The following is a 23,438-nucleotide window of genomic DNA, read 5'->3' as shown; positions in this document are numbered from 1 at the left end:
TCCCACCGGACGCCCCACCCGAGAAGGACCCCCACGCACATGTCCGCCCTGCTCTACACCCTGGGTGTCGTCGCCTTCGTCCTGGCGATCCTCGTCTCGATCGGGCTGCACGAGTTCGGGCACCTCGTGCCCGCCAAGAAGTTCGGCTGCAAGGTCCCGCAGTGGTTCATCGGCTTCGGACCGACGGTGTGGAGCAAGCAGATCGGCGACACCGAGTACGGCGTCAAGGCGATCCCGCTCGGCGGCTACGTCAAGATCGTCGGGATGCTGCCCCCGGGCGCGGAGGACCTCGTCGAGGAGACGACGTACGACGAGGACGGGGAGCCGGTCCACCGGGTGCGCCGCTCCAACACCGGCCTCTTCACACAGCTGATCTCCGACGCCCGCGCCGCGGAGTGGGAGTACGTCAAGCAGCACGACACCGACCGGCTCTTCTACCGCCTCCCGTGGTGGAAGAAGGTGATCGTCATGGCTGGCGGGCCCATGGTGAACATCGCCATCGCGTTCGGCCTGTTCGCCGTGCTCTTCGCGACCTACGGCAACCCGCGCGACGAGGTCGTCGAGCCGACCGTCGCCGCGGTGCCCGCGTGCGTGGTGCCCGTCGAGGAGCAGGGCCGCGCCTGCACCGCCGACGACCCGCCGACGCCGGCGAAGGAGGCCGGGATCGAGCCGGGCGACAAGATCCTCAGCTTCAACGGCACGCCGTTCCGCGACTGGGACAGCTTCCAGTCGCAGATCCGCGCCAACGCCGACGGCGACGCCGTCATCGTGGTGCAGCGCGGCGACCAGCAGCTGACGTTGAACACCAACACGACCGTCACGCTGCGCCAGACCTCGATCGAGGACCGCACCCTCACCGAGGTGGGGTTCCTCGGCGTGCAGCCGGAGACCCGGCTCGAGACGGGCGGCCTCCTCTACACCGCGGAGCAGATGGAGACGATGACCGTCGAGACGGTCCAGGCGCTCGGCCAGCTGCCGGTCAAGGTCTACGAGGTCGGCCGCGCGATCGTCGGGCTGCAGGAGCGCGACCCGGAGAGCCCGGTGTCCATCGTCGGCGGCGGTCGGTTCGCGGGCGAGGCGGCTGCCAGCGAGGCCTTCCCGCTCACCGAGAAGGTCGTCACGCTGCTGTTCCTCATCGCGAGCTTCAACTTCTTCATCGGCATGTTCAACTTCGTGCCGCTCCTCCCGCTCGACGGCGGCCACATCGCCGGTGCCCTCTACGAGGGGCTCAAGCGCGGCATCGCGCGGCTCCTCGGCCGTCCCGACCCCGGTCACGTCGACGTCGCCAAGCTGCTGCCGGTGGCCTACGTCGTCGGGCTCGCGATGCTGGTGATGGGTGTGGTCCTCATCGTCGCCGACATCGTCGTACCCCTCCGCCTGAGCTGAGCCCCGGACCGCACCCCGGAGGGTGGGGCGCTGGCAAAGGTTCTCGCGAACCGCACGAACGCCTCCGCCTGCCGTGGAATCCTGCTGCGGTGCCGCTGCCCGGGCGTGCGCGGGAGGCGTGCCCGAGCAGCGGCTCCCTGCTCCCCGGCCCGTACGATGACCGCATGACTTCAGTCGGACTGGGCATGCCCGCCCTCCCGCCCCCCGTCCTGGCCCCGCGCCGCAAGACCCGCCAGATCAAGGTCGGCTCGGTGGGCGTCGGCAGCGACTCCCCGATCTCCGTCCAGTCGATGACCACGACGCTGACGTCCGACGTCAACTCCACCCTCCAGCAGATCGCCGAGCTCACCGCCACCGGCTGCGACATCGTGCGCGTCGCCTGCCCGAGCCAGGACGACGCCGACGCGCTGCCGGAGATCGCGCAGCACTCGCAGATCCCGGTCATCGCCGACATCCACTTCCAGCCGAAGTACGTCTTCGCCGCCATCGACGCCGGCTGCGCGGCCGTCCGGGTCAACCCCGGCAACATCCGCAAGTTCGACGACCAGGTCAAGGAGATCGCGCGGGCCGCCAAGGACCGCGGCACCTCGATCCGCATCGGCGTCAACGCCGGCTCGCTCGACAAGCGGATCCTCGACAAGTACGGCAAGGCCACGCCCGAGGCGCTCGTCGAGTCCGCGGTGTGGGAGGCCAGCCTCTTCGAGGAGCACGACTTCCACGACTTCAAGATCTCGGTCAAGCACAACGACCCGGTCGTCATGGTCCGGGCCTACGAGCTGCTCGCCGAGGCCGGCGACTGGCCGCTGCACCTCGGCGTCACCGAGGCAGGCCCGGCCTTCCAGGGCACCATCAAGTCCGCGGTCGCGTTCGGCCACCTGCTCGGCCAGGGGATCGGCGACACCATCCGCGTCTCGCTGTCCGCGCCCCCGGTGGAGGAGGTCAAGGTCGGCCTCCAGATCCTGGAGTCGCTCAACCTCAAGCCGCGCCGCCTCGAGATCGTCTCCTGCCCGTCCTGCGGGCGCGCGCAGGTCGACGTCTACAAGCTGGCCGAGGAGGTCACCGCCGGGCTCGACGGCCTGGAGGTCCCGCTCCGGGTCGCCGTGATGGGCTGTGTCGTCAACGGCCCGGGCGAGGCGCGCGAGGCCGACCTCGGCGTCGCCTCCGGCAACGGCAAGGGCCAGATCTTCGTCAAGGGCGAGGTCATCAAGACCGTCCCCGAGTCGCAGATCGTCGAGACCCTGATCGAGGAGGCCATGCGCATCGCGGAGGGCATGGAGCCGATCGACGGCGCAGAAGCGACCGTCAGCGTCTCCTGACGACCCCACCGGGTGGGACCGCTGGTCCCGCGACCTCGCGCACCCCTAGGCTCCGAGGGTGCTGAGGACCCGCGAGCAGGTGCGCGTGCTGGGCCCGGGTGACCGGGACGCCTTCATCGCGCTCGCGGAGCAGGACCCGGTGGTCAACGTCTTCGCCGACTACCGCGCCCGGCTCACCAACCTCGACGAGCGGTGGCTCGGCGGGCAGGTGTGGGGACGCTTCGAGTCGGACCGGCTCGTCGCGGGATGCCACCTCGGCGCCAACCTGGTCCCGGTGCAGTGCACGCCCGACGACGTCGGCGCGTTCGCCGACGTGGCGCTGCGCCGGCGCAACACCGTCGGCACCATCGTGGGCCCGGCCCGGGTGGTGGCGGCGCTCTGGGAGCTGGTGGAGCCGCGCTGGGCGACACCGCGCGAGATCCGTCCCGACCAGCCCCACCTGGAGATGCGCCAGGTCCCGAGCATCGCTCCCGACCCGGGCGTGCGGGTCACCACCCCGCACGACCTCGACGTGCTCTACCCCGCGTGCGTGGCGATGTACACCGAGGAGGTCGGCGTCTCGCCGGAGAACGACGCCGGCGGGGGAGACCTCTACCGCGCGCGCATCCAGCAGCTCATCGGGCGCGGCTGGTCGATGGCGAGCTTCGATGAGGCGGGCGTGGTCTTCAAGGCCGAGGTCGCGTGCGTGACGCCGTACGCCGCCCAGGTGCAGGGCGTGTGGGTCCGACCCGACCGCCGGGGCGAGGGCCTCTCGACCAGCGGCATGGCGGCCGTGGTGGACCACGTCATCTCGTCCGGCGTGGCACCGGTCGTCTCGCTCTACGTCAACGAGTGGAACACCGCCGCGCGGGCGGCCTACGCGCGCGTCGGCTTCGAGCAGACGGCGACCTTCGCGACGCTGATGTTCTAGCCCGGACGAGGACTCGGAAAAAGTTCTGTCCGGGGTGTATCACGCAGGGGTGTGCGCGCACCTGAGCTGACATGGGGACAATGGTCACCATGTCAGAGGACCGAAGGGCTGAGGGGCAGTCCGACCAGTCACCGTGGGACATGGCCAGTGGGGCGTTCATCGCCTGGCGTTCGGGGGACGCCAGGGCCATGGACGAGCTGGTTGCCACGATGACACCGGTCCTGTGGCACGTGGTGCGGGCCTACGGGCTCGATCGCGAGGGCGCCGAGGACGTGATCCAGGCGACCTGGCTCGGTTTCGTACGCCTCCACCGGACCATCGAGGACCCGCAGGCGGTCGCGTCCTGGCTGATCACCTCGGCCAGGCGCGGCGCAGCCGCCCATGCCAGGACCGCACGACGTGCGACCCCGGTGCAGGACGAGACGCTGCACGCCGCACTCCCGGACGCGGAGTCGGCCGAGGCGTCGGCAGTGCGCGACGACGAGGCGGCACGGCTGTGGGGAGCCGTGGCGACCGTCGACGAGCGCTGTCGCAAGCTGCTGAGAGTCGTGGCCTTCATGGACCGCCCCGACTACCAGTCGATCAGCCAGGACCTCGACATGCCGGTCGGGAGCATCGGGCCCACGCGGGCCCGATGCCTGGCGAAGGTCCGGACCGCCCTGATGAAAGGAGGCGAGCGATGACTGATGGGGACGCCGCTCTCCTCGAGGAACTGCGTGACATGTGGATGACCTACGACCCGCCGCCGCCCGGACTCGTCGCGACGATGATCGCCGCCGTCGCTGCCGCAGATCTCGACGCCGAGTGGGAGATGCTGACGCTGGTCCGCGACTCGCGCGACGAGCCCGCCGCCCAGGTGAGGGGACTCGCCACGTCGCGCATCCTCTACTTCACCGCCGCGGAGGGCTGGTCGCTCGACGCCGAGCTCGACGAGGGCCAGGTGCGCGGACAGCTGCTCGACTTCGACGGTGACATGGGGTCCGTCGAGGTGGTCGTCGAGACGACCGACGGGCAGAGCTGGGCCACCGGCCTCGACGAGGTGGGATTCTTCGCCCTCGTCGCGGAGCCCACGGGCTCGGTGCGCTTCACGGTGCGCGACGGTGGCCGGTCGGCGACCAGTCGCTGGATCGACCTCTGAGCCGCCGGCCCCCTCCGTCCCTCAGGGGTGCGGGTAGGGCTGGCGCAGCTCCTGGTGGGGGCCGATGACCGGGTCGGAGTCGGTCCTGGCGCGGCGAAGGACGGCCTTGCACGCGTCCGTCGCCGACACCCCGGTCTCGCTGATCTCCCGGGCGATGAGACCCGCCACGACAGGAGCCGAGAACGACGTGCCGCTCCACCGGGCCATCCCGGTGCTGAAGACCCGGATGTCTCCCTTGTCCGGTGTCTCGTTGCACTCGAACGTCCCGTCGGGGAAGGCGTTGACCAGGTTGCGGCCCAGCGCGTAGACGTCGGCGGAGACCCCGAAGTTGGAGTACGACGAGACGCGTCCGTCACGGTCGAGCGAGCCCACGCCGACGCACCAGTCGAAGGCAGCCGGCCAGAACGGCGCCGCCCAGCCGTCGTTGCCCGCGGCCGCCACGAGGACGCAGTCGCGGTCCACGAGGTGGCGGCGGTGGAACTTCCGCAGCGGGATCGAGGGCCGGTCGCGCCGGGTGCGGCAGCCGGCGGAGAGGTTGATCACCTGCGGGTCGTGCCGCAGCGCCTCCTCCAGCTGCACGACGAGGTCGGACTCCAGGATCCCGCCACCGCCGACGCCGCCGATCGCGAAGCCCTCGACGTAGATCCTCGTCTCGGGGGCCACGCACCGCACGACACCGGCGATGAACGTGCCGTGACCGGCGTACGGCCTCAGGTCGGGGCCGTTGAGCTCGTCGTCGCCCTTCACGCCCTTCAGCCACGGGGTGCGGGGGTCGGTCGCGGCGGGCGGGTGCCACCCGGTGTCGACGACGACGACGCTCACCTCGCCCCCCTTGCCCCCGGTCGCTGGCGCCTGGGGCGGCCACGGGTCGGTGAGCCCGGTCTCCTGTGGCTCGATGGCCGGGCACATCTGCCCCCCGCCGCCTGGCGAGACGTGCACCCAGTGGTCCGGCTGGGCCGCACCGGGACGCAGACCGTTGTCCTCCAGGAGGTCGAGCACGTCGGGCACGGACTGCCCGTCCCGGCGCTCGGGAAGCACGTAGCGCACCACGTCGCCGCCGAGCAGCTCGATGTCGTCGCGACGCACGTCGCCCGTGAGGATCCGGTCGCCGAGCTGCGCCACCAGCTCCTCGAACGCCCCGACGTCGTCACCGTCCACCAGGACCCGGTCCGGGTGGTACACGAAGGTGAAGTCCGCGGGAGCGAGGGTGTCCCAGGCCACCTCGCCCTCGTTGGCCTTCTGGAAGGCGCGGATCTGGTCGGTGGAGCGTCGTCGTCGGTCGTCGCCGATCTTCCAGTCACCTGACATGGTCCGACGCTAGCGTCGGACGGGTCTCGCGCCGAGTGGTTCGCCGGAAGTTCTGAGACAGATCCGCGAGGATGGGTCTGTGGATCGGGACGAGGCGGAAGAGCTGCTCCGCACCCTGTTCTTGGATCCGGGAGCCGCGCGGGCGACCGCCGAGGCCGTCCTGGTGACCGACGCCGATCCCGCGATCGCGTCGGTCGGCCACCAGATCGTCGGCATCGTGCTGCGCGACCTCGGCCACGCCGACGACGCACTCCAGCAGCTGCGACGGGCGCTGCGGCTGGCCCGGCGATCGGGCGACGTCGCCCGCGCCGGCGACGTGCTGGCCACGCTGGGTGCGTCCCTCTGCCTCGGGGGGCGGACCACCGAGGGGCTTCGGCTCCTCGGAGAGGCCGAGGCCGCGCTGGACGGCGTACCGCTCGGGCGGATGCTGGTGCGCCGGGCCCTGGTGCTGGGCCACCTGCTCGCGCGCTTCGAGGACAGCGCGGCCGACCTGCGACGGGCTCGTGAGCTGTTCGCGGGCAGTGGGGACCACGTGTGGGAGGCGCGGGCGCTCAACCTGCAGGGCCTGGTCGACGTCAGCCAGGGCGACACCGACTCGGCGGCGCGAGCCTTCACTGAGTTCGGCGCGCTGTCGGCCGAGCTCGGCGACGACGAGTCCGTTGCGGTCAGCGTCCACAACCTCGGCTGGCTCGACTTCGTGAGCGGTGACCTGCCGGCGGCGCTGGAACGGTTCGCCGACGCGGCGGCGCGATTCGAGAGGCTGGGGATCACCAACGTGGACCTCGTCTTCGACCATGCATCCGCCTACCTCGCGGGTGGGCTCGCCCACGACGCCGTCGCGATTGTCGAGGCGGCCCTCGTTGCCCGCCCGCTGCAGGGGCGCGAGCGCGCCGAGCTGTTGGTCGGCGTCGCCGAGGCGGCCCTCGCTGCCGGTGACTGGCCGCGTGCGATGGCCGCTGCGGACGAGGGTGCGGCGATGTTGCGCGCGCAGGCCAGGCCCGTACACCGGCTCGAGGCCGAGCTGCTCTCGATCACTGCCCGTGACCGGGCCGGGAGGCCGCCCGGTCCTCTCCTGCGACGGGCCGAGCGCGTCATCGTCGGCATGCAGGACGTCGGTGCCGCGCAGCTCCCGTTCGCACTGCTCGTCGGAGCCGGGCTCGCAGTCCGGGTGCGTTCCACCCGCGCAGCGGACCTGGCCACCCGCTGGCTCGGCGCGGCCTCCGCCTACACGAGTGCGCCGACCGGGGCGCTGCGCGCCGTCGGCTGGCTGGCCCGCGCCCGGGCCTGTGACCTGATCGGCGACATCCGGGGAGTGCTGCGTGCCTGCGAGATGGGCCTGCGTGCGCTGGACGAGCACCGGGCGACCCTCGGGAGCCAGGAGCTGCGGGCCGGGTCGGCGAGTCACGGAGCGGCGCTCGCCGAGCTCGGGACCCGCACGGCCATGGCCGGCGGTGACGCGCGTCAGCTGCTGCGGTGGTCGGAGCGGTGGCGGACCACGGCCCTCTCGTCCGCGCCGGCGCGGCGCGCGGGCCACGATCCGGAGACGGCCGATGACCTCACCGCCCTGCGGGCCCAGCGTCGACGCCTGGACGAAGCCCGGTCCGAGGGTGCTCCCACCGGGCCGCTCGAGGCGCGGGCCAAGCGCCTGGAGCAGAAGGTGCGACGCCGGCTGCTGCACGAGCGTGGGTCCGGCGAGAGGGCCCGTGCCCTCGACGTCGAGGAGCTGCTCGCGGCGCTCACCGAGGACGACACCTTCCTCGTGGAGCTGACCGAGCTCGACGGCGTCCTGCACGCGCTCGTGGCGGGTCGCGGACGAGTACGCCACCGGGTGGTCGGCGAGTCGGCGGCCGCTGCCGCCGCAGTGGACTTCTCGCTCTTCACCCTTCGCCAGGCTGCGCGCGGCCGGCGGGCGCAGCTCGACGTGGCCGGTGCCCGGCTCGAGCGCGCACTGCTCGGGGATGCGCTCGGCGGTGCCGGGGAGGGGCGGGTCGTCATCTGCGCGCCCGCCGCCTTGCAGGGCGTCCCGTGGGGCCTGCTTCCGTCGCTGACGCACCGACCGGTGACCGGCACCCCGTCGGCGCGGCTGTGGATGCGCGCGCGCACGTCGGAGCCGGCCGACGGCCGTCGGGTGATGCTGGTCGGCCCGGGCCTCGGCAGCGGTGGCGCCGAGGTGCCGGCGGTGGCGGCCGAGGACCCGAGCGCAGAGGTGCTCGACGGGGCGGAAGCGACCGTCTCCGCCTCCCTCGCCGCCCTCGACGGAGCCGCGCTGGCGCACGTCGCCGCACACGGCCACTTCCGCGAGGACAGCCCGCTCTTCTCCTCCCTCACCCTCGCCGACGGCCCGCTGCTGGTGCACGACCTCCAGGGCCTGCGACGGCCGCCCCACCGGGTCGTGCTGTCGGCCTGCGAGTCCGGCGTCATGCAGCCGGTCGGCGACCAGGAGCTCCTCGGCCTGGCTGCCGCCCTGCTGTCCATGGGCACCGCCGGCGTCGTCTCCAGCCTCGCCGAGGTCGACGACGCCGCGACCGTCGACGTGATGGTCGCGCTGCACGCCCGGCTCCGGCAGGGCGGCGGGCTCGGCGACGCGATGCTCGCCGCCCGCGAGGCCGCCGCTGGCGACGCCGTGCTCGCGGCGACCGCAGCGTCGTTCACCGTCCTCGGGATCTGACCGCGAGATGTCTGAGGACGTGGCGGACGTGGATCGACCACGGATCCGTCCGGGGCGTCCTCAGACATCACTCAGGGAGCCGTGACCTTCACCGGGTCGGTCGCGTTCTCGCAGTGCGCGAGCGTGCAGCGCACGGTCGACGCCTTCCGCCTGCCGTTCACCTCGAGCAGGACCGTGCCGGGCGACTCCCACTGCCAGCCGCTGAACCAGTTGGTGGTGTACGTCGCGAGCTTGGAGCCCCGGACGGTGCGGAGCTTGAACCGGCCGGGCCCGAGCCCGTCCGTGAGGATCGGCATGGTCAGCATCTGCGTCCCGTCCGGCGAGATCGCGGCGACGCGCTCGCGGCATGAGGCGAATCGCTTCACCCGGGGGCGGCTCAGCTCCACCAGTTGCGAGCAGCCGCCGAAGTAAGGGTCCTTGGTGTAGATCATCAGCAGGTCGTGCTGGAGGCTCGCCATGCCGCCGGTCCTCTTCACGATCGTCCGGGTGCCTCCGGTGCCGTACGTCCACTCGAACGTGCGACGGTCGCCGCTGAGCACGACCCGCTCGGCGTCCACGTCGAGCAGGCTGACGAAACGGCCGGGGCCCTTGCTGCCGAGGACGGTACCGTCAGCGGCCGACCCGACGACCGTGGTCACCTTCCGCCCGCCGTTGGTGAAGCGTTGCCACGCGAGCGTGCTCCCGTCCGCGGACAGCACGACTGTCGACGGGTCGGTGTTGCGCAGCACGTCGACGACCGAGCCGTCCGCCTCCACGCGCACGACGCGCCGGTTGCGCTTGCGGTCGACGTTGTTGGTGCCGACCAGCCACGAGTCGCCTGAGCGGCCGATGACCCGGGCGACGGTGCCGGGCAGCTCGATCCGACGGGGACCGTCGACGAAGTCGCCGCCCTCGATGTGCGGCACCGCGATGTCGGCCCCGCGGGTGAGTCGGTGCGGCTGCAGGTCGACGGTCGGAGCGGCGGCCGCGCCGGGTGCGACGAGGGCGCCGGCGGCTGCGACCCCGATGAGGAGTGCGGCGAGGAGTCGGGTGGTGACGGTGCGGCGCATGGCGGTCCCCCTGAGAGTGCTGTCACGAGGGAGACGTCGCGGGCTGCGCGCGGGTTGCTCGTGACCGCGAGTGAATCTGGTTCGCGGTGCCGAGAGGGGCACACCTATCCTTGCGCCCATGACTGGCCGCATCCTCCGCATGTCGACCCTGTTCGTGCGCACACTGCGCGACGACCCGAACGACGCCGAGGTGCCGAGCCACAAGCTTCTCGTCCGCGCGGGCTACATCCGCCGCGCCGCCCCCGGCATCTACACCTGGCTGCCGCTGGGGCTGCGCGTCCTCCGCAAGATCGAGGACATCATCCGCGACGAGATGGACGAGATCGGCGCCCAGGAGCTGTCGTTCCCGGCCCTGCTGCCGAAGGAGCCCTACGAGGCGAGCGGGCGCTGGGCGGACTACGGCCCCAACATCTTTCGGCTGCAGGACCGCAAGGGTGCCGACTACCTGCTCGGTCCCACCCACGAGGAGATGTTCACCCTGGTGGTGAAGGACCTCTACTCGTCCTACAAGGACCTGCCGCTCTCGATCTACCAGATCCAGACGAAGTACCGCGACGAGGCGCGCCCGCGTGCCGGGCTGCTGCGCGGCCGCGAGTTCATCATGAAGGACTCCTACTCCTTCGACGTCGACGACGCCGGGCTCGCGGAGTCCTACCAGAAGCACCGCGACGCCTACATCCGCATCTTCGACCGCCTCGGCTTCGAGTACGTCATCGTCAAGGCCACCTCGGGGGCGATGGGGGGCTCGGCGAGCGAGGAGTTCCTCGCCAAGGCCGAGGTCGGCGAGGACACCTACGTCCGCTGCACCCACTGCGACTACGCCGCCAACGTCGAGGCGGTGACGGTGCCCGCGCCGCCTGCCGTGTCGTACGACGACGCGCCCGCGGCCCACGCCGAGGACACCCCCGACACCCCGACCATCGACACCCTGGTCGCCCACCTCAACGAGGCGTACCCCCGCGAGGACCGGCCCTGGGCCGCCGGCGACACCCTCAAGAACGTGATGGTCGTCCTCAAGCACCCCGACGGCACCCGCGAGCCGCTCGCGATCGGCGTGCCCGGCGACCGGGAGGTCGACCAGAAGCGCCTCGAGGGCCAGCTCGAGCCGATCGAGGTCGAGGCGATGGACGAAGCCGAGATGGCCAGGCACCCCGCCCTGGTCAAGGGCTACATCGGCCCCGAGGTGCTGGGGGAGGAGTCCAAGTCCGGCATCCGCTTCCTCGTCGACCCCCGCGTCGTGGAGGGCACCCGCTGGGTCACCGGCGCCAACGTGCCGGGCTCCCACGTGCTCGACCTCGTCGTCGGGCGTGACTTCACGCCGGACGGCACGATCGAGGCCGCCGACGTGCGCGACGGCGACGCCTGCCCGAACTGCGACGAGGGCACCCTCGAGTCCGCGCGCGGCGTCGAGATGGGCCACATCTTCCAGCTCGGCCGCAAGTACGCCGAGGCGCTCGGTCTCAAGGTGCTCGACGAGAACGGCAAGCTCGTCACCGTCACGATGGGCTCCTACGGCATCGGTCCCTCCCGCGCGGTCGCGGCCATCGCCGAGGGCACGCTCGACGAGATCGGCCTGTGCTGGCCGCGCAACGTCGCGCCCGCCGACGTCCACGTCGTCGCCGCAGGCAAGGACGAGGCGATCTTCTCCGCCGCCGAGGTGCTCGCCCAGGACCTCAAGGCCGCCGGCGTGGAGGTGCTCCTCGACGACCGGGCCGGCAAGGTCAGCCCCGGGGTGAAGTTCAAGGACGCCGAGCTCATCGGCGTGCCGACGATCGTCACCGTGGGCCGTGGCCTGGCCGACGGCACCGTCGAGGTCCGCGACCGCCGCACCGGCGAGCGCGAGGACGTCCCGGTCGGCTCGGCCGTCGCGCGCATCACCGAGATCGTCCGCTCCTGACGACTGCGTCACCTGCACCATGGAGGCAGTTCACGTGCGCCAGCCGGTCGATGAGCGTGGCCGCGGCACGGCGCTGCCCGAACTGCCTTCACGGTGCCTCGTGACCGAGGGGATGGTTTCGCGCGCATGAGCATCGAGGCGGTCATCTTCGACTGGGGCGGCACCCTGACCCGCTGGCACGACGTGGACTTCCACGCCGAGTCGGTCGCGTTGGCCCAGGCCGTCCGACGTACGCCCTCGCCGGACGACGACCACCACGCGCACGCCGAGCGCCTGCACCGCGCCGGCGACGTCATCTGGGGACGCAGCCGCGACCACCAGCAGAGCGCCACCATCGCCGACCTCTTCGTCGAGGCGGGGCTCGACCACGACCCGGACCTGCTGGCCGCGTACTACGAGTTCTGGGAGCCGCACACGCTCACCGACCCCGAGGTCCGACCGATGTGGGAGGAGCTGCGCTCGACGGGGATCAAGGTGGGCGTGCTGTCCAACACCATCTGGCCGCGCGAGTGGCACGTCGGCTTCTTCGAGCGCGACGGGGTGTACGACCTCGTGGACGGCGACGTCTACACCAGCGAGGTCCCGTGGACGAAGCCGTCGCCGCTCGCCTTCCGCGCGGCGATGGAGGCCGTCGGCGTCCGCGACCCGGGAGCCTGCGTCTACGTGGGGGACCGGCTGTTCGACGACGCGTGGGGCGCCCACAACGCAGGGATGCGAGCGATCCACGTGCCGCTGTCGACGATCCCCGCCAGCCAGGTCGGCCACACCGAGGGAGACCCGGACGCGACGATCACGTCCCTGGGCGAGATCCCCGCTGTCCTGGGTCGGCTCGAGGCGTCCTGAGCGGGGGACTTCTGCAACTTCGTGCGTTGCAGGAACATGCAAGTGAATCCTCCTATCGCGCGGCGCGGATCGAATGCATGATTGTGCATGTCGCTCCACCACCCCCACAGGTTGGGCGACACAGGGTGATGCTGACCAACCCCATGGCGGTCCGCGTCCTCGGCCTTTGGGAGAGATCTCGGGACTTTCCCAAAGGCTGAGGCCGCGGGCCGCTTTCCCTGTGTCAGGGCACGCTTGGTCGCAGGCGACCCTCAGGCCGGGTCGAGCTCGGGGGCTCCCGGCCACGTCTCGGCGGACCCACCGAGCCGGAGGCGCCACACCGCCGACCAGGTCGCCTCGGTGAGCGCCCACTCGCGCACGGACCCCGTCGACTGCGCGACGAGCGCGAGCAGCTGCTCGACGCTCGCCGCCTCGAGGTCCGCCGCCGCGCGCTCGAGCTGCGGCGGACGTACCAGCGCGCCGTCGAGGTCGTACGCCGCCTCGGCGGCGACGGGGTCGCCGCCCGCCTCGCGCACCATCAGCTGGAGCTGGTCGCGCCGTGCGCGGTGGCGGCGGTAGCCAGCCGTCAGCGTCTCGAAGAGCGCGGGGGCGGTGGTCTGTGACGTGCGAGCACCGAGGACGCCGTAGGTGTAGAGCGCGGCGTGCTCGTCGGCCAGGGTCGCCTGCAGGGCGTCGAGGACGGTCACGCTCCCTCCTCGCCGGCGGGGGGGTCGGCGAGTGCCGCCCCGTGCTGCGCGGTGGACGCGGCCACGCTGGCCAGCACTCGGGCGAGGTCGCCGCTGGCCGCGGCGACGCACCCGCGGCGCACCTCCCGCAGCAGCCGCTGCTCCGAGCGGCGCACCGCCGTCAGTGCGCGGGCTCTGTCGGGCGGGATCCGGGGTGGCGCGGGGGTCGGGACGTCGTCGTCGGCGACCGCACCCTCGAGCACCTCGAGGTGGGCAGCGTGCGCCGTGGCCACCGGCTCCAGGAGGGGCGTCAGGTCGGGGACCGAGAGCGTCGCCGCCTCCACCACCGAGCGCGCGCGGACGAGGGCCGCGACGACCGCGGTCACGAGGTCGGAGTCCTCGGGCGGGGGAGGCTCCGCGTCGGCGGACCCGCCGTCCCGGGTCGGTGGGTCGATGTCGCAGGCGGTCAGCACCAGGGGTGCGGCGAGCGCCATGCCGACCGTCGTACGACGGGTCAGGGAGCGTCCGGGCACCCCCAGACCCTAGCCGCCCCAGCGGCCGGTCCGGACCGGTCACCGGTGGTTGTCGCGGCCCGGGCGGGGGCGGCTATCGTGGTCCTCGGACAACTACACAAGGAGGTCGCAACCCGATGAGCACCCCCCACCAGGACGCCACCCGGGACCGCATCGAGGCGGAACTGATCGACCCCTTGCGAGCGATGGCCCTCGACGTCGAGGCCGTCGAGGTCACTCCGGCCGGCAAGCGCCGGGTCCTGCGCGTCGCCGTCGACAAGGACGGCGGGGTCACCCTCGACGACGTCGCCGACGCGACGCGTGAGGTGTCGCGGGTGCTCGACGAGTCCGACGTGATGGGCGAGATGCCCTACACGCTGGAGGTCACCTCCCGCGGCGTCGACCGCCCCCTCACCCTGCCGCGCCACTGGCGCCGCAACGAGGACCGCCTCGTCAAGGCCACGCTGACCGACGGGTCGAGCCTGACCGGCCGCATCCTGGCCTCGTCAGAGGAGTCGGCCACGCTCGACGTGTCCGGCAAGCAGCGCGAGGTCGCCTACGCCGACGTGGCCAAGGCGCTCGTGCAGATCGAGTTCAACCGCAAGACCGACAAGAAGGACGACTGATGGACATCGACCTGAGCATCCTGCGCATGCTGGAGCGCGAGAAGGAGATCTCCTTCGAGGTGCTGGCCGAGGCCATCGAGCAGGCACTCCTCACCGCCTACCAGCGCGCCACGGAGTCCTCGCACCCCGCTCGCGTCGAGCTCGACCGCAAGACCGGTCACGTCACCGTCTGGGCACGCGAGCTCGACGAGGACGGCACGGCCGGCCCGGAGTACGACGACACGCCCCAGGGCTTCGGCCGGATCGCGGCCACCACCGCCAAGCAGGTCATGCTCCAGCGGCTGCGCGACGCCGAGGACGAGATCAAGTTCGGCGAGTTCTCCGGCAAGGAGGGCGACATCATCTCCGGGATCATCCAGCAGGGCCGCAACCCCGACGACGTGATGGTCGACCTCGGCAAGATCGAGGCGATCCTGCCGGTCAGCGAGCGGGTGCCGGGCGAGAAGTACGTCCACGGCGAGCGCATCAAGTGCCTGGTCACGTCGGTCCGCAAGGGCATGCGCGGTCCCCAGATCACCCTGTCGCGGTCCCACCCCACCCTCGTCAAGAAGCTCTTCGCGCTGGAGGTGCCCGAGATCGCGGACGGCACCGTCGAGGTCGCCGCCATCGCCCGCGAGGCCGGGCACCGCACCAAGATCGCCGTGCACTCGACCGTCCCGGGAGTCAACGCCAAGGGCGCCTGCATCGGTCCGATGGGCCAGCGCGTGCGCAACGTGATGAGCGAGCTTCACGGCGAGAAGATCGACATCGTCGACTGGGCGGAGGACCCCGCCGAGCTGGTCGGGCACGCGCTCTCGCCGGCCCGGGTGACGTCGGTGGAGATCGTCGACCTGGCCGCGCGCTCGTGCCGGGTGGTCGTCCCCGACTTCCAGCTGTCGCTGGCGATCGGCAAGGAGGGGCAGAACGCCCGCCTCGCCGCCCGCCTCACCGGCTGGCGCATCGACATCCGCTCGGACGAGGCTCCCGCGCCGGAGTAGCCCGGCGCCCGCGACCGCCCGGTTCGTAAACCACTGGCCCCACCGGCTAGAGTGGAGGCCAGTGGCCACCACGTCTGACACCCCTGCGCCCGGACCCGTCCGGACCTGTGTGGGTTGCCGGGCCAAGGCCGCTGCGAGCGAGCTGTTGCGCGTGGTCGCAGGCTCGGACGCCGAGGGCAGACCCGCCCTGGTGCCCGATCCGGACCGCAGGGCACCCGGCCGCGGGGCGCACGTCCACCCCACGCCCGAGTGCTGGCAGCTCGCGGTGCGACGCCGAGCGTTTCCCCGGGCCCTCCGCTCGGGCGAGGGGCTCAGCACCGCTGCGGCGGAGCAGTTCATCGCCGCGCACGCACCACCGTCCGAATCACCGCAGCACCGACCAGAAACTGGAGCACGCAGCTCATGAGCACTCGATGAGTAACTCGTAATGAGTGTGCACACCCACTAGCTGTTCCGTTTCCCCTCTCCTTCTGGGGGCACGGACCAGAAGGAGCAGAAACAACCGTGGCAAAGACCCGAGTCCACGAACTCGCCAAGGAGTTCGGAGTCGAGAGCAAGTTCGTTCTCGAGAAGCTCAAGGAGATGGGGGAGTTCGTCAAGTCGGCGTCGTCGACTGTCGAGCCGCCCGTCGAGATGCGCTTCAAGAAGCAGTACGGCGACGAGCTGAAGGCCGCAGCGGCCGCAGCCCCCGCCGAGACCGCGGCGCCGGCCGAGAAGCCCGCCGCCAAGAAGGCCGCGCCCAAGCCCGGCCCCAAGCCCGCACCGGCACCTGCCGCCACGGAGGCCCCCGCGGCCCCCGAGGCTCCGGAGGCCCCCGCGGCCCCCGAGGCCCCGGCTGCAGCGCCCGCCGAGACCGCGGCCCCCGCGGCCGAGCCGGCGGCGCCCGCCGCCAAGCCCGGCCCGAAGCCCGGCCCGAAGGCGCCGGCCGCCGAGCCCAAGGCCCCGCCAGCCGAGCCGGAGGCACCCGCTGCCCCGGCCGCCAAGGCGCCGAGCCCGGCTCCGCGCCCGGTCGGTCGTCCCGGCGCCCCGCGCCCGGGCAACAACCCGTTCGCCCCCAGCCAGGGCATGGGCCAGCGTCCCGCCCCGCGCACCGGTGGCGACGACAACCGCCCGCCGCGCCCGCCGGCCGGTGGCGAGGGACGTCCCGGCATGCCGCGCCCCAACCCGGCGATGATGCCCAAGTCCCCGGCCGCCTTCGGCAACGGTCCCGGCGCGCGTCCGGCCCGCGGTGGCCCCGGTGGCGGCCCCGGTCGTCCGGGTGCCCCCGGTCGCGGCGGTGCCCCGGGTCGTCCCGGCGCCGGTGCCCCCGGTGGCGCTCCCGGTCGTCCCGGTGGCTTCGGCCCGTCCGGCGGCGGTCGTCCCGGTGGCGGTCGTCCCGGCCAGCGTGGCCAGACCCAGGGTGCCTTCGGGCGCCCGGGTGGCCCGTCGCGCCGCGGTCGCAAGTCGAAGCGGGCGCGTCGTCAGGAGTTCGAGGCCATGGAGGCCCCGACCATCGGCGGCGTGCGCGTCCGCAAGGGCAACGGCGAGACCGTCCGCCTGCCGCGTGGTGCGTCGCTGACCGACTTCGCCGAGAAGATCAACGTCGACGCGGCCGCCCTGGTCCAGATGCTGTTCTCGCTCGGCGAGATGGTCACCTCGACCCAGTCCGTCGGTGACGAGACGTTCGAGCTGCTCGCCGAGGAGCTCAACTACGTCGTCCAGATCGTGTCCCCGGAGGACGAGGACCGCGAGCTGCTCGAGACGTTCGACCTCGAGTTCGGCGCCGACGAGGGCGACGAGGCCGACCTCGTCGTCCGTCCGCCGGTCGTCACCGTCATGGGTCACGTCGACCACGGAAAGACCAAGCTCCTCGACGCGCTGCGTGACGCCAACGTGGTCGACAAGGAGGCCGGTGGCATCACCCAGCACATCGGCGCCTACCAGGTCCACACCGAGGTCGAGGGCGAGGACCGCCGCATCACCCTCATCGACACCCCGGGTCACGAGGCGTTCACCGCCATGCGTGCCCGCGGTGCGCAGGCCACCGACATCGCGATCCTCGTGGTTGCGGCCGACGACGGTGTGATGCCGCAGACGGTCGAGGCGCTCAACCACGCCAAGGCGGCCGAGGTGCCGATCGTGGTCGCGGTCAACAAGATCGACAAGCCGGAGGCCGACTCCACCAAGGTCCGCGGCCAGCTCACCGAGTACGGCCTGATCCCCGAGGAGTACGGCGGCGACGCGATGTTCGTCGACGTCTCGGCCAAGGCCGGGCTCAACCTCGACAAGCTGCTCGAGGCCGTCGTCCTCACGGCCGACGCGTCGCTCGACCTGCGCGCCAACCCCGACCAGGACGCCCAGGGCCTCGTGGTCGAGGCGCACCTCGACCGCGGTCGCGGTCCGGTCGCCACGGTGCTCGTCCAGCGCGGAACACTCCGCGTCGGCGACTCGATCGTGGCCGGTCCGGCCCACGGTCGTGTGCGTGCCATGCTCGACGAGCACGGGCAGGAGATCGCCGAGGCCGACCCGTCGCGTCCCGCCATGGTGCTGGGCCTCTCGGCGGTGCCGGGCGCGGGCCAGAACTTCATCGTGGTCGAGGACGACCGCATGGCCCGCCAGATCGCAGAGAAGCGCGAGGCACGCGAGCGGGCGGCCATGCAGGCCAAGCGTCGGGTGCGCCGCAGCCTCGAGGACTTCATGGCCTCCATGGAGAAGGGCGAGAGCCAGGAGCTCAACCTCATCCTCAAGGGCGACGTGTCCGGTTCGGTCGAGGCGCTCGAGGACGCGCTGTCGCAGATCGACGTGGGCGACGAGGTCTCCCTCCGCGTGATCGACCGCGGTGTCGGTGCCATCACCGAGACCAACGTCGACCTCGCCGCCGCCTCCGACGCCATCATCATCGGCTTCAACGTCCGCCCGCAGGGCAAGGCGAGCCAGATGGCCGACAAGGAAGGTGTCGAGATCCGCTACTACTCGGTCATCTACCAGGCGATCGAGGAGATCGAGGCGGCGCTCAAGGGCATGCTCAAGCCCGTCTACGAGGAGTCGACCCTCGGCCAGGCGGAGATCCGCGAGATCTTCCGCTCGTCCAAGGCCGGCAACATCGCGGGCTGCATGGTCACCTCCGGCCTCATCCGCCGCAACGCCAAGGTGCGGGTGCTGCGCGACGGGGCGGTCGTGGCCGACAACCTCGACCTCGCCTCGCTCCGCCGCGAGAAGGACGACGCGTCCGAGGTCCGCGAGGGCTTCGAGTGCGGTCTGGTGCTCCGGAACTTCCAGGACATCAAGATCGGCGACATCGTCGAGGCCTTCGAGATGCGCGAGATCCCGCGCAGCTGATCGAGTCGGCGCAACTGCGCCGTGAGTTGGCGTCGAGTCGGCGCATCTGCACGCAGTACGTGTGCAGATGCGCCGACTCGATACGTTTGAGTCGAGCAGATGAGCCGACTCGGTTGAGAGAGTGAGCAGCATGACCAACCCACGCGTCCGCAAGATCGCCGACCGGATCCAGGTGATCGTCGCCGAGATGCTCGAGCGTCGGATCAAAGACCCCCGCCTCGGCTTCGTCACGATCACCGACGTCCGCGTCACGGGCGACTCCCAGCAGGCCTCGATCTTCTACACGGTGCTCGGCGCCGAGGACGACCTGGCCAGCACGGCCGCCGCCCTGGAGTCGGCCAAGGGCGTGATCCGCTCCGAGGTCGCCAAGCAGCTCGGGATGCGCATCGTGCCGTCCCTGACGTTCATCCCCGACGCCCTGCCCGAGAGCGCCCGCGCCCTCGACGAGGTGCTGGCCCGCGCCCGGCAGCAGGACGAGGAGGTCGCCGCCCGTCGGGTCGAGGCGTACGCCGGTGACGCCGACCCCTACAAGAAGCCGCGGGTGGCCGAGGACGACCTCGACGCCGAGGACGACCTCGACGACCTCGACGACGAGGACGACCGCGCCTGATGGTCGACCCCGGTCTGGTCGTCGTCGACAAGGCCCCGGGCATGACCTCGCACGACGTGGTGGCCCGGGTCCGCCGGCTCGCCGGCACCCGCAAGGTCGGCCACGCGGGCACGCTCGACCCGATGGCCACGGGCGTGCTCGTCCTGGGCGTCGACCGCGCCACCCGGCTGCTCGGCCACCTCATGCTCACCGAGAAGGCGTACGACGCCACGGTGCGCCTCGGCGTCTCGACGACCACCGACGACGCGGAGGGCGAGGTCATCGCGTCCACCCCGGCCACCCACCTCCAGCCCGGCCTCGTGGAGGCGGAGCTCGGTGAGCTGGTCGGCGACATCCTCCAGGTCCCGACGGCCGTCTCCGCGATCAAGGTCGACGGCAAGCGGGCCTACCAGCGCGTCCGGGACGGCGAGCAGGTCGAGCTGAAGGCACGCCCGGTCACGATCCACTCGCTCGTGGTGCGCGACCAGCGCGTCGCCGGCGACCACCTCGACGTCGACATCTCGGTGCGGTGCTCGTCCGGCACCTACGTCCGCGCCATCGCGCGTGACGTCGGGACCGCGCTCGGCGTGGGTGGACACCTCACGGCGCTGCGTCGTACGGCCGTGGGGCCCTTCGACCTCTCCGCCGCCCGGACCCTCGAGGAGCTGGCCGACGACTTCGCGGTGGTCCCCATCGCCGCGGCCGCGCGGGCGACGTTCCCCTCCGTCGACCTCGACGGGGAGCAGGAGCAGCACGTGCGCTACGGCCGGAGCCTCGACCTCCGGCTGCCCGGCGCGGGCGAGCACGCGATGTTCGCCCCGGACGGCGGCTTCCTCGCGCTCTACACGGCCGAGGGAGCGCGAGCCCGTCCGGTGGCCGTCTTCGTCGGCTGACCGCCCGCGACCGCGGTCTGGTCCAGCGCCGCCCACCAGTGGCGGGCACCCGCCGGCCGGAGGACTGTGGAGGGTGGGCCGGGGGTCGCAGGGCGCGACCACTGCCCGAGGGAGGTAGGCATGTCCGTCCAACGCATCGCCGCCCTCGCCGCCAGCGGACTGGTGCTGACCGCGGGAGCACTCACCGGCGCGAGCGCCGGTGCCGTCACCGAGGCTGCCGCTCGGGAGTCAGCCGCCACCATGGTGCAGGTCAGCATCGACCGGGCCAGCACCGTCACGATGCCGAGCGTGGTCACGCCCGGCGTCCACACCTACAAGATCTCCACGACCAAGCGGAGAGCAGCCTTCCAGGTGCTCAGCCTGGCCCCCGGCTACAGCGTCGACCAGGCCATGGCCGACGGGAACAAGGGCCTGGACAAGAACAACCTCAAGGCGCTCAGGCGGTTCGAGGCCAACGTGACGTTGCTCGGCGGCACCGCGGCCACGCCGGACAAGGCCGGCAAGCTGGTGCTCGACCTCGAGCCGGGGACCTACTACGGCCTGGAGACGTACAGGTTCAGCGCGCCGTGGACCCCCTTCACGGTCTCGGGGGTCGACGCCGGCGGGACCATGCCCTCGGGCGCGACCCTGAAGGCCGTCGACAGCACGAAGTGGGCCGACAAGCCAGCGTCGATCCCGCGGTCGGGCTGGTTGCGGTTCAAGAACCGCGCCGACCAGAACCACTTCATCATCCTGGCCAGGCTGGGCAAGGGGAAGACGATCGACGACTTCGCGGCCTGGATCGAGGGCGGGGCGTCCGGACGGCCGCCCATCGCGTTCGACAGCGGCGTCCTCGACTCCGGAGCGCTCAGTCCCGGGCACGACATGGCGATGAAGTACCGGCTGGCGAAGGGCAGCTACGTCCTGACCTGCTTCTGGCCGGACGCCTCCATGGGAGGCGCGCCCCACGCGTTCATGGGCATGTACCGCGGTCTCCGCGTGCGCTGAGGACGCGCTCGTCGACCGACGTCCCCGCCGTCCCCCCAACCTGGGCGGCGGGGACCTCCGTGCCGCCCACTAGGCTCGCACCCGTGCAGATCTGGCGAAGCGTCGACGACGTGCCGGCCGACCTCGGCCGCACCGTGGTGAGCATCGGCAACTTCGACGGCGTGCACCTCGGGCACGCCCACGTGCTGCGCGAGGCGCGCGCCAGCGCGGGGCGCCTGGGCATCGACACGGTCGTGGCGGTGACGTTCGACCCGCACCCGATGGCGGTGCTGCGGCCCGAGCACGCGCCGCCCACCCTGACCTCGATCCGCACCCGCGCGCGGCTGCTCGAGGACGCCGGGGTCGACGCGATCCTGGTGATCGGCTTCGACCGCGAGATCGCCTCCTGGTCACCGCTGGAGTTCATCGACCGGATCCTCGTCGACACGCTGCACGCCGGCGCGGTCGTCGTCGGCTCGAACTTCCGCTTCGGTGCCAAGGCCGCCGGCGAGGTGGCGACGCTCGTCGAGGCCGGGACGAGCCGCGACTTCGAGACCGTCGGTGTCCCGCTCGACGGGGGTCCGCAGGTGTGGAGCTCGACCTACGTCCGCCAGTGCCTGGCGACAGGTGACGTCGCCGGTGCGGCGGAGGCGCTGGGACGGCCGTTCACGGTCCGCGGCACCGTCGTCGAGGGCGACAAGCGCGGCCGCGAGATGGGCTACCCGACGGCCAACGTCCCGATCCCGCCGGTCGACGCGGCCCCGGCGGACGGCGTGTACGCCGGCCGGCTGACGCGGCTCGACACGGGGGAGACCTATCCCGCCGCGATCTCCGTCGGCACCAACCCGACCTTCGACGGCGATCGCGACCGTCGCGTGGAGTCCTACGTCCTCGACCGTGACGACCTCGAGCTCTACGGCGTCGAGGTCGAGGTCGCGTTCGTCGACAGGCTCCGCGGGATGGTGAAGTTCGAGGGCATGGAGGCCCTCGTCGAGACGATGCACGACGACGTCCGCCGGGCGCGGGAGGTCCTGGGTGCCTGACCCGCGGTTGGCGGCCACCGACCAGTGGTTCCTCGCCCACGGGCTGCCCTACTTCGTGCCCGAGCAGCGGGCGGGCGCCCGGCGTGCGCTCCGCCTGGGACGCACCCTGCCGCTGCTGGTGCTCACGGGCGTGGCGGCCGCAGGCGCCGGTGTCGCGCTGGCAATGGTCTCGGACCAGCTGAACTTCGCGCCGGCCACGCTGGTGACGATCGGCCTGCTCGCTGCGACGGCGTACGCCCTGACTGCGCTCAACGCCGCACCGATCGTGCGGTGGGCGGTGCACCGCTCCTTCGGCAGCCTGCGCACGGCGCTGCCGATGATGACCCGGGCGCTGCCGCTGCTCCTGATCTTCGTGACGTTCCTGTTCATCAACGCCGAGGTGTGGCAGGTCGCCTCGCGCCAGGACGGTGCCGCGCTGTGGCTCGTGGTGGTGCTGTTCGCGGCGCTGGCCACGCTCTTCCTGCTGGTGCGGCTGCCCGAGGAGGTCGACCGCACCGACGACGAGGTCGACGACGACCTGCTGCTCCAGGCCTGTCGCGGCACACCGCTGGAGGGTGCGGCCCGCGAGCTGGTCGAGGACCCCGACGCCGACCCCTCGTCGTACGCCGAGGTGCACGGCTTCGAGCGCTGGAACCTCGTGCTCGTCCTGCTGGTGATCCAGACCGTGCAGGTGCTCCTGCTGTCCGCGACCGTCTTCGTGTTCTTCATGCTGTTCGGCTCGATGGTGATGAGCGACGACGTCGTCGAGACCTGGATCGGCGAGCCGACGGCCAACCTCAGTGTCGAGCTGTTCCAGGTCTCGATCTTCCTCGCCGCGTTCTCGGGCCTCTACCTGACGGTCGCCACCGTCACCGAGGAGACCTACCGGGAGCAGTTCTTCGGCGAGGTCCTGCGCGAGATCGAGCGCGCCGTCGGGATCAGGTCCGTCTACCTCGCGCTGCGCGACCGCGGCTGACGCCCCGGACGTGCGCGTGGGCGGTGCCTGAGCCACCTCTCCGACGTACGGAACGTGGCTCACGCACCGCCCACGACGGCGACGGCTGAGGTCAGGCGTCGAGGTCCTGCTCGACCAGCGCGGCGATCGTGTCGACCGCGGACTGGTCGTCACCGGCGACCTCGACCGTGTCGCCGTTGCCGGCGCCCAGGGTCATGATCATCAGCGAGGAGCTGGCGTCCACGCCGTTGATGGTGACGTCCGAGCCGAGCTCGGCGGCCTTCTCGGCGATGATCGCGGCGGGACGGGCGTGGAGGCCGACGGCGGAGCCGACGACGACTGACTTGCTGGGCATGGTTCTCCTTCAGGTCTGGACTGGGGTCGGGTCGGACGTGTGGCG

The 23,438-nt window shown here is 71.9% G+C and carries 22 protein-coding genes; 17 read left to right on the top strand and 5 right to left on the bottom strand.

What is annotated here, in order from left to right; genetic code table 11:
* Nucleotides 1-39 precede the first annotated feature (39 nt).
* From AC3A3L_RS19115 to AC3A3L_RS19095, 5 genes are all read left to right on the top strand, one after another.
* Nucleotides 40-1,386, top strand: coding sequence for a M50 family metallopeptidase (locus AC3A3L_RS19115; protein ID WP_487641624.1), 1,347 nt, complete (start codon nucleotides 40-42; stop codon nucleotides 1,384-1,386).
* A 164-nt stretch (nucleotides 1,387-1,550) separates the two neighbouring features.
* Nucleotides 1,551-2,702 carry a flavodoxin-dependent (E)-4-hydroxy-3-methylbut-2-enyl-diphosphate synthase gene (ispG, locus tag AC3A3L_RS19110; RefSeq protein WP_487641623.1) on the top strand — a complete coding sequence of 384 codons (1,152 nt, stop codon included), beginning with the start codon at nucleotides 1,551-1,553 and terminating at the stop codon, nucleotides 2,700-2,702.
* Between the two features lie 58 nt (nucleotides 2,703-2,760).
* Nucleotides 2,761-3,612 (top strand): GNAT family N-acetyltransferase, encoded by an 852-nt coding sequence (locus AC3A3L_RS19105; protein ID WP_487641622.1) that lies wholly within the window; start codon nucleotides 2,761-2,763, stop codon nucleotides 3,610-3,612.
* Between the two features lie 89 nt (nucleotides 3,613-3,701).
* A complete protein-coding gene (locus AC3A3L_RS19100) occupies nucleotides 3,702-4,295 on the top strand; it encodes an RNA polymerase sigma factor (RefSeq protein ID WP_487641621.1) in 594 nt (197 codons plus the stop codon).
* Nucleotides 4,292-4,750: a hypothetical protein gene (locus tag AC3A3L_RS19095; protein ID WP_487641620.1), complete on the top strand. Its 459-nt coding sequence runs from the start codon at nucleotides 4,292-4,294 to the stop codon at nucleotides 4,748-4,750. The genes AC3A3L_RS19100 and AC3A3L_RS19095 overlap by 4 nt, the downstream gene beginning before the upstream one ends.
* A gap of 21 nt (nucleotides 4,751-4,771) precedes the next feature.
* On the opposite strand, the gene AC3A3L_RS19090 is transcribed toward AC3A3L_RS19095, so the two are convergent.
* The gene (locus AC3A3L_RS19090; RefSeq protein WP_487641619.1) at nucleotides 4,772-6,058 is read right to left on the bottom strand and encodes a S8 family peptidase; all 1,287 of its coding nucleotides are present in this window, start codon (nucleotides 6,056-6,058) and stop codon (nucleotides 4,772-4,774) included.
* A gap of 79 nt (nucleotides 6,059-6,137) precedes the next feature.
* On the opposite strand from AC3A3L_RS19090, the gene AC3A3L_RS19085 reads away from it, so the two are divergent.
* On the top strand, nucleotides 6,138-8,726 hold the full coding sequence (locus AC3A3L_RS19085; protein ID WP_487641618.1) for a CHAT domain-containing protein: 2,589 nt from the start codon (nucleotides 6,138-6,140) through the stop codon (nucleotides 8,724-8,726).
* Between the two features lie 71 nt (nucleotides 8,727-8,797).
* Here AC3A3L_RS19085 and AC3A3L_RS19080 read toward each other — a convergent pair whose 3' ends face one another.
* Nucleotides 8,798-9,775 carry a hypothetical protein gene (locus AC3A3L_RS19080; RefSeq protein WP_487641617.1) on the bottom strand — a complete coding sequence of 326 codons (978 nt, stop codon included), beginning with the start codon at nucleotides 9,773-9,775 and terminating at the stop codon, nucleotides 8,798-8,800.
* 118 nt (nucleotides 9,776-9,893) lie between these two features.
* Between AC3A3L_RS19080 and AC3A3L_RS19075 the strand changes: the two genes are divergently transcribed.
* Nucleotides 9,894-11,672 (top strand): proline--tRNA ligase, encoded by a 1,779-nt coding sequence (locus AC3A3L_RS19075; protein WP_487641616.1) that lies wholly within the window; start codon nucleotides 9,894-9,896, stop codon nucleotides 11,670-11,672.
* A 126-nt stretch (nucleotides 11,673-11,798) separates the two neighbouring features.
* On the top strand, nucleotides 11,799-12,515 hold the full coding sequence (locus AC3A3L_RS19070) for an HAD family hydrolase (protein ID WP_487641615.1): 717 nt from the start codon (nucleotides 11,799-11,801) through the stop codon (nucleotides 12,513-12,515).
* Between the two features lie 251 nt (nucleotides 12,516-12,766).
* Here AC3A3L_RS19070 and AC3A3L_RS19065 read toward each other — a convergent pair whose 3' ends face one another.
* Both AC3A3L_RS19065 and AC3A3L_RS19060 read right to left on the bottom strand, forming a co-directional pair.
* Nucleotides 12,767-13,201 (bottom strand): ferritin-like domain-containing protein, encoded by a 435-nt coding sequence (locus AC3A3L_RS19065; protein WP_487641614.1) that lies wholly within the window; start codon nucleotides 13,199-13,201, stop codon nucleotides 12,767-12,769.
* Nucleotides 13,198-13,713, bottom strand: coding sequence for a hypothetical protein (locus tag AC3A3L_RS19060; RefSeq protein WP_487641613.1), 516 nt, complete (start codon nucleotides 13,711-13,713; stop codon nucleotides 13,198-13,200). The genes AC3A3L_RS19065 and AC3A3L_RS19060 overlap by 4 nt, the downstream gene beginning before the upstream one ends.
* A gap of 116 nt (nucleotides 13,714-13,829) precedes the next feature.
* On the opposite strand from AC3A3L_RS19060, the gene rimP reads away from it, so the two are divergent.
* The 9 genes from rimP (at nucleotide 13,830) to AC3A3L_RS19015 (ending at nucleotide 23,059) form a co-directional block, all read left to right on the top strand.
* On the top strand, nucleotides 13,830-14,318 hold the full coding sequence (rimP, locus tag AC3A3L_RS19055) for a ribosome maturation factor RimP (RefSeq protein WP_487641612.1): 489 nt from the start codon (nucleotides 13,830-13,832) through the stop codon (nucleotides 14,316-14,318).
* Nucleotides 14,318-15,295, top strand: a complete 978-nt coding sequence (nusA, locus tag AC3A3L_RS19050; protein ID WP_487641611.1) for a transcription termination factor NusA — start codon at nucleotides 14,318-14,320, stop codon at nucleotides 15,293-15,295. The genes rimP and nusA overlap by 1 nt, the downstream gene beginning before the upstream one ends.
* Nucleotides 15,296-15,356: 61 nt before the next feature.
* Nucleotides 15,357-15,701, top strand: coding sequence for a YlxR family protein (locus tag AC3A3L_RS19045; protein ID WP_487641610.1), 345 nt, complete (start codon nucleotides 15,357-15,359; stop codon nucleotides 15,699-15,701).
* Nucleotides 15,702-15,799: 98 nt separating this feature from the next.
* Nucleotides 15,800-18,613 carry a translation initiation factor IF-2 gene (gene infB / locus AC3A3L_RS19040; protein WP_487641609.1) on the top strand — a complete coding sequence of 938 codons (2,814 nt, stop codon included), beginning with the start codon at nucleotides 15,800-15,802 and terminating at the stop codon, nucleotides 18,611-18,613.
* A 130-nt stretch (nucleotides 18,614-18,743) separates the two neighbouring features.
* The gene (rbfA, locus tag AC3A3L_RS19035; RefSeq protein ID WP_487641608.1) at nucleotides 18,744-19,223 is read left to right on the top strand and encodes a 30S ribosome-binding factor RbfA; all 480 of its coding nucleotides are present in this window, start codon (nucleotides 18,744-18,746) and stop codon (nucleotides 19,221-19,223) included.
* Nucleotides 19,223-20,095, top strand: coding sequence for a tRNA pseudouridine(55) synthase TruB (truB, locus tag AC3A3L_RS19030; RefSeq protein ID WP_487641607.1), 873 nt, complete (start codon nucleotides 19,223-19,225; stop codon nucleotides 20,093-20,095). The genes rbfA and truB overlap by 1 nt, the downstream gene beginning before the upstream one ends.
* A gap of 120 nt (nucleotides 20,096-20,215) precedes the next feature.
* Nucleotides 20,216-21,082: a hypothetical protein gene (locus tag AC3A3L_RS19025; protein WP_487641606.1), complete on the top strand. Its 867-nt coding sequence runs from the start codon at nucleotides 20,216-20,218 to the stop codon at nucleotides 21,080-21,082.
* Nucleotides 21,083-21,165: 83 nt separating this feature from the next.
* The gene (locus AC3A3L_RS19020; RefSeq protein ID WP_487641605.1) at nucleotides 21,166-22,104 is read left to right on the top strand and encodes a bifunctional riboflavin kinase/FAD synthetase; all 939 of its coding nucleotides are present in this window, start codon (nucleotides 21,166-21,168) and stop codon (nucleotides 22,102-22,104) included.
* Nucleotides 22,097-23,059 carry a hypothetical protein gene (locus AC3A3L_RS19015; protein ID WP_487641604.1) on the top strand — a complete coding sequence of 321 codons (963 nt, stop codon included), beginning with the start codon at nucleotides 22,097-22,099 and terminating at the stop codon, nucleotides 23,057-23,059. Before AC3A3L_RS19020 ends, AC3A3L_RS19015 begins: the two co-directional genes overlap by 8 nt.
* A gap of 91 nt (nucleotides 23,060-23,150) precedes the next feature.
* Here AC3A3L_RS19015 and AC3A3L_RS19010 read toward each other — a convergent pair whose 3' ends face one another.
* Nucleotides 23,151-23,393 (bottom strand): HPr family phosphocarrier protein, encoded by a 243-nt coding sequence (locus AC3A3L_RS19010; protein WP_210438196.1) that lies wholly within the window; start codon nucleotides 23,391-23,393, stop codon nucleotides 23,151-23,153.
* Nucleotides 23,394-23,438 lie beyond the last annotated feature (45 nt).

It is taken from the genome of Nocardioides sp. Soil_C_8, assembly GCF_057656315.1.
This window is presented reverse-complemented; position numbering and strand designations above follow the sequence as displayed.

Excerpts from the sequence above, each read along its gene's own strand:
- rbfA (WP_487641608.1), top strand. The coding sequence starts at position 18,744 with ATGACCAACCCACGCGTCCGCAAGATCGCCGACCGGATCCAGGTGATC.
- AC3A3L_RS19100 (WP_487641621.1), top strand. The coding sequence starts at position 3,702 with ATGTCAGAGGACCGAAGGGCTGAGGGGCAGTCCGACCAGTCACCGTGG.
- AC3A3L_RS19090 (WP_487641619.1), bottom strand. The coding sequence starts at position 6,058 with ATGTCAGGTGACTGGAAGATCGGCGACGACCGACGACGACGCTCCACC.
- AC3A3L_RS19010 (WP_210438196.1), bottom strand. The coding sequence starts at position 23,393 with ATGCCCAGCAAGTCAGTCGTCGTCGGCTCCGCCGTCGGCCTCCACGCC.
- AC3A3L_RS19025 (WP_487641606.1), top strand. The coding sequence starts at position 20,216 with ATGTCCGTCCAACGCATCGCCGCCCTCGCCGCCAGCGGACTGGTGCTG.
- AC3A3L_RS19095 (WP_487641620.1), top strand. The coding sequence starts at position 4,292 with ATGACTGATGGGGACGCCGCTCTCCTCGAGGAACTGCGTGACATGTGG.
- rimP (WP_487641612.1), top strand. The coding sequence starts at position 13,830 with ATGAGCACCCCCCACCAGGACGCCACCCGGGACCGCATCGAGGCGGAA.
- truB (WP_487641607.1), top strand. The coding sequence starts at position 19,223 with ATGGTCGACCCCGGTCTGGTCGTCGTCGACAAGGCCCCGGGCATGACC.
- AC3A3L_RS19080 (WP_487641617.1), bottom strand. The coding sequence starts at position 9,775 with ATGCGCCGCACCGTCACCACCCGACTCCTCGCCGCACTCCTCATCGGG.
- AC3A3L_RS19070 (WP_487641615.1), top strand. The coding sequence starts at position 11,799 with ATGAGCATCGAGGCGGTCATCTTCGACTGGGGCGGCACCCTGACCCGC.
- ispG (WP_487641623.1), top strand. The coding sequence starts at position 1,551 with ATGACTTCAGTCGGACTGGGCATGCCCGCCCTCCCGCCCCCCGTCCTG.
- nusA (WP_487641611.1), top strand. The coding sequence starts at position 14,318 with ATGGACATCGACCTGAGCATCCTGCGCATGCTGGAGCGCGAGAAGGAG.
- AC3A3L_RS19075 (WP_487641616.1), top strand. The coding sequence starts at position 9,894 with ATGACTGGCCGCATCCTCCGCATGTCGACCCTGTTCGTGCGCACACTG.
- AC3A3L_RS19115 (WP_487641624.1), top strand. The coding sequence starts at position 40 with ATGTCCGCCCTGCTCTACACCCTGGGTGTCGTCGCCTTCGTCCTGGCG.